The sequence below is a fragment of the Stenotrophomonas sp. SKA14 genome (assembly GCF_000158575.1).
Taxonomy (GTDB): Bacteria; Pseudomonadota; Gammaproteobacteria; order Xanthomonadales; family Xanthomonadaceae; genus Stenotrophomonas; species Stenotrophomonas forensis.
Genome location: NZ_DS999412.1, coordinates 4,171,312 through 4,183,004 on the forward strand (window position 1 = coordinate 4,171,312; position 11,693 = coordinate 4,183,004).

Annotated in this window: 11 protein-coding genes; 3 read left to right on the forward strand and 8 right to left on the reverse strand. The window is 58.3% G+C overall.

Annotated elements, in window-relative coordinates; genetic code table 11:
• The first annotated feature begins 213 nt into the window (after positions 1-213).
• Together SSKA14_RS23085 and SSKA14_RS18910 are read left to right on the forward strand one after the other, a co-directional pair.
• Complete coding sequence (locus tag SSKA14_RS23085) at positions 214-1,164, forward strand: DUF4365 domain-containing protein (protein ID WP_083797408.1); 951 nt, start codon at positions 214-216, stop codon at positions 1,162-1,164.
• Between the two features lie 365 nt (positions 1,165-1,529).
• On the forward strand, positions 1,530-2,645 hold the full coding sequence (locus tag SSKA14_RS18910; protein WP_157635971.1) for a HEPN domain-containing protein: 1,116 nt from the start codon (positions 1,530-1,532) through the stop codon (positions 2,643-2,645).
• A gap of 349 nt (positions 2,646-2,994) precedes the next feature.
• Here SSKA14_RS18910 and SSKA14_RS23870 read toward each other — a convergent pair whose 3' ends face one another.
• From SSKA14_RS23870 to ssb, 5 genes are all read right to left on the reverse strand, one after another.
• On the reverse strand, positions 2,995-3,408 hold the full coding sequence (locus SSKA14_RS23870; protein ID WP_157635973.1) for a hypothetical protein: 414 nt from the start codon (positions 3,406-3,408) through the stop codon (positions 2,995-2,997).
• A gap of 29 nt (positions 3,409-3,437) precedes the next feature.
• Entirely contained in the window at positions 3,438-5,303 is a 1,866-nt protein-coding gene (locus SSKA14_RS18915) for a hypothetical protein (protein WP_157635975.1), read from the reverse strand.
• Positions 5,304-5,380: 77 nt separating this feature from the next.
• Positions 5,381-6,934: a hypothetical protein gene (locus SSKA14_RS23875; protein WP_157635977.1), complete on the reverse strand. Its 1,554-nt coding sequence runs from the start codon at positions 6,932-6,934 to the stop codon at positions 5,381-5,383.
• Positions 6,918-8,189 (reverse strand): site-specific integrase, encoded by a 1,272-nt coding sequence (locus tag SSKA14_RS23585; RefSeq protein WP_157635979.1) that lies wholly within the window; start codon positions 8,187-8,189, stop codon positions 6,918-6,920. The genes SSKA14_RS23875 and SSKA14_RS23585 overlap by 17 nt, the downstream gene beginning before the upstream one ends.
• A gap of 126 nt (positions 8,190-8,315) precedes the next feature.
• Positions 8,316-8,906 carry a single-stranded DNA-binding protein gene (gene ssb / locus SSKA14_RS18945; RefSeq protein WP_008265552.1) on the reverse strand — a complete coding sequence of 197 codons (591 nt, stop codon included), beginning with the start codon at positions 8,904-8,906 and terminating at the stop codon, positions 8,316-8,318.
• A gap of 292 nt (positions 8,907-9,198) precedes the next feature.
• Here ssb and SSKA14_RS18950 point away from each other — a divergent pair, with 292 nt between their 5' ends.
• Entirely contained in the window at positions 9,199-10,230 is a 1,032-nt protein-coding gene (locus SSKA14_RS18950) for a LacI family DNA-binding transcriptional regulator (RefSeq protein WP_008267732.1), read from the forward strand.
• Between the two features lie 44 nt (positions 10,231-10,274).
• On the opposite strand, the gene SSKA14_RS18955 is transcribed toward SSKA14_RS18950, so the two are convergent.
• The 3 genes from SSKA14_RS18955 to SSKA14_RS18965 all read right to left on the reverse strand — a co-directional run bounded on the left by SSKA14_RS18955 (position 10,275) and on the right by SSKA14_RS18965 (position 11,566).
• Positions 10,275-10,568 carry a hypothetical protein gene (locus SSKA14_RS18955; RefSeq protein ID WP_008266829.1) on the reverse strand — a complete coding sequence of 98 codons (294 nt, stop codon included), beginning with the start codon at positions 10,566-10,568 and terminating at the stop codon, positions 10,275-10,277.
• Positions 10,565-11,029 carry a GNAT family N-acetyltransferase gene (locus tag SSKA14_RS18960; RefSeq protein WP_008267820.1) on the reverse strand — a complete coding sequence of 155 codons (465 nt, stop codon included), beginning with the start codon at positions 11,027-11,029 and terminating at the stop codon, positions 10,565-10,567. Before SSKA14_RS18960 ends, SSKA14_RS18955 begins: the two co-directional genes overlap by 4 nt.
• 150 nt (positions 11,030-11,179) lie before the next feature.
• A complete protein-coding gene (locus tag SSKA14_RS18965) occupies positions 11,180-11,566 on the reverse strand; it encodes an SseB family protein (RefSeq protein ID WP_008265525.1) in 387 nt (128 codons plus the stop codon).
• Between the last annotated feature and the right edge of the window lie 127 nt (positions 11,567-11,693).

The following is an 11,693-nucleotide window of genomic DNA, read 5'->3' on the forward strand; positions in this document are numbered from 1 at the left end:
AAGATCTTACATTTATGAATTGCCCGTCAGAAACTTGACGCACCACTGAAAAATGAGCGCCTCGACACCGCTCTACCACCACCACACAGGAAAGACCACTCAGATAGATCCTCCGGAAACTGGTCCTCTAGCGTTCAGCAGTAGCATCGCCCGTCCGTCGCCGAGTATGATCGCGGCATCTCTAGTCTAATAAATACGGGGAAATGGGATTAGATGGAAAGCGATGTGCCAACTCTTTCAGAAAATGATCAGCAGGGCCGTGTCGGTGTAGCTATGGCTGCCCTCGCCATTACAAATAAGCTTGGTTGGGTGTTCCGAGAGAAACCCACGAGCGACATCGGTATCGATGGCGAAGTAGAGGTTCGGAATGATTCGGGCCAGAGCCACGGGCGACTTATTGCCGTTCAGATCAAGTGCGGTCCGTCTTATCTGAAGGAGCAGACAGATGAAGCAATCACGTTCCGTGGAGACTATCAACATCTACGCTACTGGACAGATTTCGCCGTGCCTGTGGCGCTTGTCTTATGTGATCCTCAGGCGGACGTCTGCTATTGGCAGGCCATTGATCTGAGGCAGGTAAATTTTCACGAGAAGGGCTGGAGCATCCAAGTCCCAAAGACTAACGTCCTCAACGCGTCATCACGTGCGTTGCTCGAGAAGATCGCGGGACGTTTGCAAAAGAAGGATTTCGTAGAGCTAGCACTGCGCGACTGGTTAGGGTGGCGGTATATGCATAGAATGCGCCTAGCGTCGGCACTTGCTCAGCCCAGGGACTATTGGTGGTTCTCCCACCTAGGTGCCATTGAAGATGACTTCTACATGATCGACTACCTCATCGCGAGAGTGGACGGTTTCGATCAAGAGGAGCTTGAGAAATTCACCGAGGCCATTGAAGTAAATCATAATGAATATGGCTATTGCAACGTTTTGATCGCCTTCATCAGCGAGTCAACTCATCATCTGCGTGAAATCCCCAATCCTCCAACTATTGCAGGCGTGCGAATTGAGTTTGTGCCGCTTCAGCTGGAGTTACATGGGGAACCTCGTCTCAGTGAGCTGACAGCGGAAGGAAAATTGATCGTCGAGTATGAACTCGAGCCCTTGGACGAGACGTTCCGTCCAGCCACACCCTTGCGGATAGTCAGTGATGGTCGTAGCGCTTGACAGAATCGACCAATCTCGAGCTTGCGTTGCAAGCCTATTGGCCCGCCAGGCGAAGTCCGATGTCAGATCGCCATAGCCTGGCTAACCCCTCCTCATCCGACTGCAGAATATTGTTCCATTTCGCCAGTCAATGGTCCTAGGCTATGGGGCCAACGGAAAGAATTTCCTTGGATCCGATATGTATTCCCATGCTGCGGCGGAGCAGATCTCGGCCGCAATGCACTTATGGAAGTCCCGCGAAATTAAGCCGGCCTTTCACTCCTCCAGCAACACATCGTCAAAGCATCGCCGTGGGTGCGTCACATACCCCGATACGCGGACCATACGTTAGCAACGCATCTAAACCATCTCTATAGAAATCGCAGTTGACTGCCGAAAATATGAAAAAGATTATTATTGACATGAGCTCAGCCCCACAGTGGGTTGCATTTGCGATCACCGGTGTTCTGACCATCCCACCGGTGGAGCTAGGCCTCGGCCCGAACATGTGGCTGATCGAGAACCCCAAACATACATCACATGGTTTCGATAAACTCTTCTCAGCGGTAGAAGAATCATTCAAGTCATTTAATCTCGCAGATCACACTCATCTGACGCTGGACAATATCAAGGTCATCCTGATCCCAATGAAGGACACCTCCCCAAAGGGGATCAAGGTTGCTCTTGACTGCGCGGACGCGGCGCTCTCCATCTTTAACAAGATGGTACCAATGACACATACCCGGCTGATATCCTGGCATCGTCGACAAGGCTTGGCCGTAGGCGCCATCTATTCCAACGGACACTGGACTCCAATCAACCAACCCAACTTCGCCAGTGGGCCTGCGCTCATCCAAGCACCGGACACCTCGTCTTGGGATCAATTCCTTACGCAACTCCTAAGAGGCGAGTTGAGCCCACTGGGAACGGCACTCCAAAAGTGCATGAGCTGGAACAGCGAGTCTCAGCGCACTGCAAATGTCGCACACAGATTCGCATTCTCATGGATCGGCCTAGAATCAATGCTTCCCGACAAAGAGAAAGATCAGGCCGGCTCAAAAAAACGGCTGCCGCTTCTGGTTGCGACAGCTTCCAAATATTACTCCAGAGCATTGAGAGGCGATGAGCAGTTGCATTCGTTTCTATCCAATCACCCGAACCCCAACGGCAAGTTGTGGCGGGACGAAATTGAGCGGATGTACGCATATCGATGCGAGGTATTTCATGAAGGGGTTACGGACTTCACCTCGCAGCGCGTTGAGCCTGAGCAAGCCGACTGGTACTCCAAGATTGCAGATTTCCTCTGCGATAGGGTAGTCATGCTAGCTGGCGTTGCTTTCGCCGATGACATTAGGACTCTAGAAGAATTCTGGGACTTGTTCCTGCCACGCTTCCTACTTACAGAGGAGTGCCAATGGTTCAAGTCAGGCGTTCTCTTTGGGAACCACGTCATCGAGCACGACTGGCGGTCGGGAATTCATCCCGAGATCAACAGGATCTGAGGGTCGTTGCTCTCGGCGGCTGCATTACCTTCCGCGGCGTTGCACCACGCATGAAGGGCAAGCGTTGGTTGAACTGGCACTAAGCAGAATGCAGAGCCGCCTTTCACATAGCGCCCTCAAGCTTGCGAAAATCCCCCCCTATGCCGAGGGGGGGGGCTGAGGCACGCGAGCCCGGCCAGGGGCGTGGCCACTGGGACCGTGATCACGAATCAACAAGCATGTATGGCCACTCAATCAGTGCGAAGCCAACAAGCTGATTCCTTGCAACTAGTCCGCCCCGAGCCTTCCAAGAGTGCCTGGAGCAGTTTAAAGGACAAGAAAAGATCCAAGTGCCGCAAAACGCATCCATCTAGCGATGAGAACTGGAATTTTTCTTTCTGCTCCCGAAGATGTTCGCTACTCTCCGATCCGGTGGCGCAACAGGCCTATAGAGTTCCTCCGGATCAATACCGATCCGCTTTGCATTGGCCTCAATCAATGCGAGCCGCGCCAGAAGATTCTGAACCCGTTGTTCCAGCTTATCCACCTCCAATGTTGCTGCGTCGACACGTTCTTCAAGAGATCTCCGCCTAGTGTCTCGACCGCGCTTTGCGTCTCGCCCAGCTCTCTTGTCGGCAGCGGCGATGACAACATCAAGTCCATACTTCTTTAAGACCCGGCGATCATGGCCAATCGACTTCGCAACTGCTAGCGTCGACAGAGGCATTTCGCCGTAGGGAAGCACCACTGCATCCGCGACATACTTGGCGACCTTCTCGGTCACTCGAGCTTCTATCGATGGCCTGGCCATGTTTAATCCAAAGACCTATATTTGGAGGAATCGTGCTCGAATGGGGCAACGATGGCAGAATCATCTTTTGGCAGTGTCGCTAGAATGATACGCAACCCCTCATCGGTCGCGTTAAGTTCATCTACCCACTCAGCGACAAGCAATCCGGCTCCTGCTTGCTGAGCAGCTTCAGCATCCTGGAGCGCTCTTTCGTTCCGTCGCTGAAGATCAACCAATCGTTGCCGCTGCAAGGCATCGCTCGTGTCGAACAAGTATGAACCACACCGCTTCACGCAGTTCATAGCACTGGGGCACGGCGAAGCATTGAAGTCGTGGACACAGAAGCCCAAGTGGGTCACATGAACAGCTTGGACCACCGTCTCAAGAAAGATATCGCGTTCGTCGGTCGCAAGAGAGAAGTACATCGTAGCGATGTCCCCCTTAAGTCGACCGGACCGCACATGCTCTCTGAGCCTACGGAGGCGCTCTTCCGAAGTCAGGTGCTTGTACGCCAAGAGATCCCCCTCATGCGCCCTGCGCTGCCACCGCACAAGATACGTGTCGGCGATCCCTGCTCCTGATGCCTTGGAGGTGACATAGTGACGGATCTGATGCGAATTGAAATTGATCGCACGACCATCCTTCTCTATTAGGCCTAACCGCTCAAAAACTGACTTCAGACCGTTCCCACTTCCACCAAGGAAAGTGCCAACTTGCTGCTGACGAATCAAGGAGACCATCAGCGGATTAATTGCCCTCTCGGCATGCCCCGCGTTCTTGAAGCAGATGAATAACGCCTCATCCAAAGGAAGCCATGTCCCGTCAGCACGCCTTGTCACGCCACGAATAGATTCTTGAAAGTTCTTCTCACGAAGCATCTGCAAATAAGACTGAAGCGATGACCGGTTGAACACAGTGACCTTGGCAACCGGATCCTTCCTCGTCTCGACATGTTTGGATAGGTACATCGCGCCCTGCCCTCCAAGCAAATCGCCGATCTCGCGAGCAGTTAACCAATCCTTCTCCATCGCCCAGTTCGGCAGAGGAAACTGATGCGGAGATGCAACCAATTCCTTCGCGCGGACCCTCGCATCGCGAGTTAGCTCCAATGCCCGACGTACCGCTTCCTGCGCCAGAGCTGCTTGCCCGGCGCTTAAAGGGATCTTCTCCTCAATCGTCCCATGTCCCTTCGCTTTGAAGTAGAAGAGGAAGTCTACCCCTCCCTCTTTTCGAACGGGATTCGTTGTGAGCTGAAGCGGTTCAATGACGCGCAGACCTGTCGCAAACATCAATGCCGGGATACAAGACACCAGTCGCTCAAATGAACTAAGCGCATACTTCCCAGCAAAAACGTCTGCCAATGCCGTGATCGCTTCCTCGCTAGGGAGCAATGACGACCTCGCCTCTTGCCCGGCCAGCGTCATTCGATCAGCGCTCTCCTGCCGAGGAGTACGGAAATCAGGCGAAATGGCTGCGATCACTCCAGCTTGGGCTAAACCTGTCAGCATCACTTGGAGGTCCACGCACCGACGGTAGACGCTGCCTTGTTTCATGCCAGACTCGAGCATCAGTTCTTCTGCGCGCTCTGCATCCTCCTTGCCCAAAATTTCCCAGCTAAACAACTCGCCATGACCGCTAAGACGAACCGCAAGTGCCTCCCACAGCCAGCGTGCTGCGGTCGATCTGTTGTACAGGGTCCCAGGCTCCTTTCCGCAAATGGCTAGATAAGCCTTGACCACCTCCGCGAAGCAACTCGGCAGGCGCTTACTGCATTTTCCGCTTGCAATGCCAACGAACAACAACGAGACATTGCCTTGCCCCGAACCAGACTTCTGCAGATGACGAATACTCCATAAGGGAGCAGCGAAATCTTGCCCGGGAAACTTCACCTCGAATGCAGCTCTCCCTCGTTCGAGGTACGCGTGCTCCGCTGGAGACAATGGCCTCGCAAACGGCCTAACACTCTTCACGATCCACGCTCCTCAGCAATCTGCCGTTCCAAGTCGCGAATGGCTTGGATGGTCAACACCAACTCCCCCCCGATCCTGTCATCGGCCCGATCACCGAACCTGCTGCGCGCCATTGCCTCAAGCGCATCACCCACCGCCTTGTGATCCACCTCCCGAAACGCCGCAAACTTTGGGCATCGGTAGCAGGTGATTGGGGGAGCCAACTTACAGATCCCGGATCGTTGTACATCATGACCACAGGCGCCAAGCCCCATCTGCAGAATGGGCGCTTCAGGAAGCTGAGGAAACACACCGGGAATCACTCTTCGTTGGAGCCCCTCATGTGGAGAGACATCCATGGCGCCAGCGACCTTTCCTTGAAATCGATTCAGGTGATTTCCGAATGCCTTTTCCAGGCGTTCCTCGATCTGGTCCATGACGGTTCCAGCCGCATCGAAGTACACCTCTACGTTCTGCAGATCTGTGTGAAACAGCAGATGCGCAATGTCGAAGCGCGAGGCACCATCTCTTGCAGCCTCAGTTGCCAGCGTGTAGCGGAATCTGGAAGGATTTGCCTTTAAGAGATCACCGGTTCGAGGCGAGACGAGACCCACCTCATCGACCCAGCCTTGCAGCAGGTAACGCAAGTCCGCGCTCGACGTATCCGGATCCAACCACCAACAAAGCGGTGTTGTTTCGTCGTGCATTGACGGCTTGAGCTTGTCTAGCCTTTCGCCAAGCAAGGTACTGATGGGTCGATCTTCCTCAACCCGGTGTTCCCCACGTTCCTTAGCGCGAGGGATTGACAGCACATAGCGCACCAATGTTCTTGTTTCACCCGACTCAACGACGTTGGCTTCAAACCGACGCAACCCTGACCACCGCGTTCGCAGCACTTGGGTCGGACGCAGGCCCAGTTCCTGAAACAGCTGGGCAATGATCACCCCCTTCGGATCGCCTACGCCTCGCTTCAGTGCTTTGTCGAGAAGCTCCACTTCTTCGGGCGTGAAGCTACCCTCTTTAGGATCGGAGCCAAGCACCTTACGTCCCTTCAGATTCCCAGGCGCCTTCATGCCCTTCAACTGCAGTGAGAGTGCCGGATCGAAGTCAGTTAGCCTGGCAACATGCGCTCCCCAGGCGTAGATCGCACGAAGATGGGCGAAGTCATTCCCACCAACTCCCTGTGGTGATTCCAGGCCAGACGAAAGAACTGCTTGGAAGTCCGAAATTCTCAGCTCGGACCAGTTAACACTTCCCGTTCGCGATCCAGTGCGCCAGCATCTAACAGATCTTGCTACCGCTTGGACAATGTTTCTGAGGCTCCATGCAGCTGAAGTAGCTGTCTTCTTAGCAACAAACAGCTTGACGATCAAAATGAAACGGTCACTACACAGCTTCCGCAGCGGCCGATAGTCAACCTCAACCAATCCTCCACCATCGCTATTGGCACGCAACGACCAGATATCACCTTGCGTACTCAGCTCCTGCCGATCCTTGGTCAACACTGTTTCTGGCAGCTCGGGCAAGTCGCTCAGCTGCTCTGTGAGAAGGCGGTCAGTAGTCGGAGTCATTCCCCAACTCCATATCGAACCGCGCATTGCGCTTGCGGAGGTAGGCATTGCCGCGCTTCTTGAGCGCATTTTTGATGTAAGTGAAGGGCGTGTTCGATGTGGGCGCCCAGCCCCCCATCTCGCGCAGCATTCCGAGCACCACTTCCGATGAATCCGGACTGCCCAGATACTGCTCCAGCAGATCGTCCGCAACCTCTTCGGCCCAAGTGTGTCGCAGCACGTGCCAGCTCATTCGACGCGAAGTACGTCCATTGACGGCCTTCCAGATGGCATCCAAGCTCGAACCGGAAATCGGTGTACCTTCCTCAGTCACGAGCAGATAGGGCGTTCGCGCTCCACGGCGGCCACCATCACGGAGCAGCGTGTGGCTGTACTGGCGAATGGCCAGCGCCAGTACATTGGAGATGGGAAGCTCACGCTCGACAGTTTTCACTTTCGGACGGTTAGCGCTGGTGCGTGTATCCAGCACATCCTGCGGTCGCCGAAGCACTGCGATGCATGGTCCGTCTACGTTGCGTACATCGTCCGTACGGAGTTTCCCGACTTCGCCCCGCCGAAGCCCTGAGTCCCGCGCAAGGAGAACCCCGATCCAGTTTCTCAACCGGGTTTTCGGATGCCAAGGGTTATGATTGGGAAAGCGCAGCGGCATCTCGTAGCGCCCATCTTTGCGCCTGATGGGACCAATCAGCTCCCACAGGGCAACATCATCGCCGGCGGCAAGAGGCTCGATTCGCTTTCCACGAGACCTGAAGGCACGCAAATCCGAGAATGTCAGCCGAAGTTGCTCGTCGTAGAGTGTCAGTTCCGACGGGGGAACATAGCCTTTACCCCCTCGATCCATTGGCTTTGCGAGCCAGCGCAAGAAGCGTTCAATGTTAGGCACGCATTGGCCGATCGTGGCCAGTGCCCGGACGCCGCGGGTATCCGCTTGCCCTACTCTCAAGTACTCGATCAGCCGCTCAAGATCATTTGCCGTCAATCGATGGCCGTCAGCGAACAGGTCGTCCAACGATGCATTCAACCGGTCCTCGCAGAACGTGTAGAGCAAGGCCGCTGCACGCAGGCCATCCGCTAACGTCTTTTCACTGACCGCATTTCGTCGTGAGCGCATCACCCATCGCAAGGCCAAGCGTGGAGGTAATCCAGTGCGCTCATCCACCAGCGTGGGCACAAGCTCTTGCTCTTGCGGGCCCGCTGCCGGCAAGGTCACATTGACCACTCGGAAACGCGGTGCTGTCGCGCCAGTCAACCGCACAGCCGGTCCTTTTATGAACAGCTTGGTCTGGATAGAAATCTACCAGCAAACTTTGGCCAAAAAAATGGCAGGAAACCGAAGTTCCCTGCCACATTGGTAAATGTACAACTGAGACTACATAGTGTTCTAGAACGGAATATCGTCGTCAGCGAAGTCGTCCATCGGCGGCGCCTGCTGCGGCTGCGGGCGCTGGTTGCCACCCTGGTTGCCGTAGCCGCCGCCCTGGTTGCCGCCCTGGTTGCCATAGCCACCGCCCTGGCCGCCACGCTGGCCACCGCCACCGCCACCGCCACCGCCGCCGTACTCCTGGCGCGGCGCCTGCTGGCGCTGCGGACGATCGCCGCCGTAGTTGCCACCACCGCCACCACCGCCGCCGCCTTCACCACGGCCGCCCAGCATCTGCATTTCATCGGCGATGATATCGGTGGAGTACTTCTCCACGCCGTCCTGGCCGGTGTACTTGTCGTAACGCAGGCTGCCTTCGACGTAGACCGAGCTGCCCTTGCGCAGGTACTCGCCGGCAATCTCGCCAAGCTTGCCGAAGAACACCACGCGGTGCCATTCGGTGCGCTCCTGCTGGTTGCCATCCTTGTCCTTGCGGACGCTGGTGGTGGCCAGGCTGATGCGGGTGATCGCCATGCCGCCCTGGGTGTACTTCACGTCCGGGTCGTTGCCGAGATTGCCGACCAGGATGACTTTGTTGATGCCGCGCGCCATAGGTACCTTCGTCCGTTGTCCAGGGGCAGACCGCCAGTGATAGCACAGCCCCGGGCGGGGGTGCAGTACGCTGGGCCGCCCCTGTTGAAATTTGGGGGAATGCGAGAACGAGGCATCTTAGCATTGCCGCCGCCATCCGCCCGATCAGAACAGCCCCGGCTGGCCGATGGACTGGACTGATTTCCTTGTCCGGCAATGACTTACCGCCATCCCGTCGACCTCCTGCAGGGGCATTCGCGTCTGCGCATGGCATCATGCCCAGGCACCTTCCCCCCGGCCCCTTCCGCGCCCCATGATCATCAAAGGCAAAGCCACCTCCCTGGACATCGCCCACCTGGCCGGGGTCTCCCAGCCCACCGTGTCGCGGGCCCTGCGTGGCAGCCCGATGGTCAACGCCGAGACCCGCGAGCGCATCCTGCGCATCGCCCGCGAGCTGAACTACAAGGTCGACAAGAACGCCTCCAGCCTGCGCCTGCGCAATGCCGGCACCCTGGCCCTGCTGTTCTTCGAGGACCCGACCAACGACGATTCGCTGATCAACCCGTTCTTCCACTCGATGCTGGGCTCGATCACCCGCGCCTGCGCCCTGCACGGGCAGGACCTGCTGGTCTCGTTCCAGCAGCTGTCCACCGACTGGCAGGCCGACTACGAAGACAGCAACAAGGCCGACGGCATCATCCTGCTCGGCTATGGCGACTACCATGAATCGCGCGACCGCCTGCAGCGGCTGGTCGAACAGGGTACGCACTTCGTGCGCTGGGGTGCTGCCCTGCCCGGCCAGCCCGGCGTGTCGATCGGCAGCGACAACTTCCAGGGCGGGCACGACATCACCACCCACCTGCTGCTGCAGGGCTGCCGCCGGATCGCCTTCCTCGGCCATGCCTCCAGCCATTACCCCGAATTCCAGGAGCGCTACCGCGGCCATGTGGCGGCGCTGCAGGAGCGCGGCCTGACCGCCGAGCCGGTGCTGCAGCACGATGCCATCACCACCGAGGCCTCCGGCCAGCAGGCCTGCCAGGCGCTGCTGGCACGCGGCGAGCCGATCGATGCAATCTGCGCGGCCAGCGACCTGATCGCCATCGGTGCGATGCGAGCCCTGCGCGAGGCCGGGCTGCGGGTGCCGCAGGACGTTGCGGTCACCGGCTTCGACGACATTCCGCTGGCGGCTTCGGTGTCGCCGGCGCTGACCACCGTGCAGCAGGACACCAAGCAGGCCGGCCAGCTGCTGGTGGAGCGCCTGCTGGCGCTGATCGGCCGGCAGCCGGTGGACAGCCAGAGCATCCCGGTGAAGCTGGTCGTGCGCGATTCGTCGCAGCGCGGGTAGCGTCGAGCCATGCTCGGCACGTTGTCCGCGGTAGGCGCGAAGGTTCAGCGCACCAGGGACTTCGGCCCCAGCACCGCCAGCAACACGAAGACCACGATCGAGGCAACGGTGCCGAGCGCCGCCGGCAAGCCGGACGCCCAGGCCGAGCGTCCCTGCTGGCGCGCCCATTGCGCCAGATGCCAGGCCGCGCCCAGGTTGATCAACCAGGCAATGACGAACACCGGCCATAACACCATGCCCACCGCGCGCAGCACGGGCATGGACACCAGCGCGACGACGATCGCCGCGATCAGGAAGACCAGCGCAGAGCGGGAATGGCCCGGTGCGAGCGTGTTCATGCGGAAATCCTGCGCACCATCACCAGTACGCGATGGCTGCGGTTGTCGGCTTCCTGCAGCGGCTTCCAGCCCAGCCGGGCGTAAAGGCCGCCATCCAGCGCTTCGGTCTGCAGGTACAGCTCGCAAACCCCCATCCGCGCCGCCCGCGCCGCCGCCTGTTCCACCAGCACGCCAGCCAGCCCACGCCCGCGATGACTATCGGCCACGAACACGCTGCCCAGCCAGTGCTCGTACTGCGGAAAGGCCTGCATCTCGCGGCGCTTGAGCTGGACTGCGCCAACCACCTGACCGTCATCGAACGCGGCGATCAGGAGCGGGAAACCTTCGGCGTCCTGCGGCGGATTGAGCCGCTGCAGTTCCTGTTCCAGCGACAGGCCGGCGTCCTGGCCCCATTCCGCGTGGTACCACTGCGCCAGCTGTTGCCGCTCTGGCGCGTTGAGAGGTAGTTCCCTGAATTCCATGGCCAAGCCTCGATTCCGATGTCATTCAAGGGGACCACGTCCGATGACCGAAGGGAAGCTCTCTGTAGCGTCGAGCCATGCTCGACTGATCTGGCATTTTGCGAAAGGCAGTCGAGCATGGCTCGACTCTACAAAATGCGCAGCGGCGGTTCAGCCCTGCGCGAAATCCTTCAGGATCTCACCGACGCCGCTGGGCGAAATCTCGAAGCCGAGCGTGGTACCGGGGTTGATCACCACGCCGTAGCCACCCGGCACACGGCGCAGCACGTCCAGCATCAGCCAGCGGATCTGGTGCGGTGCCTGCTGGCTGTAGATGCCCACCCGCGATGGATCAGTGAATACGGCCACGTGCAGGGTGCCCTGCTTGTCGAACAGCAGCGGATCGAAACCGCTGCCGTCGGGGGTGACCAGGCTGCCGGTCAACAGCACCACCTCGGCGGCGACGAAGGCCTCCATGAAGGCGCGGATCGGCACCGCCCCATCCATCGCCGCCTTCAGCAGGGTTTCAATCGGGGTCTGCGGGGCGAGGTCGGTCATGGCGGTACGGCAGGCTGCGGGAGGGGGCTATTGTAGAGTCGAGCTTGCTCGACTGCTCGAGAAGCGTGCCAACCAAGGTTGGCACCCACCAGAGCGGTAGGCCGGTGCCAGGAATCCGGGGGCTGGC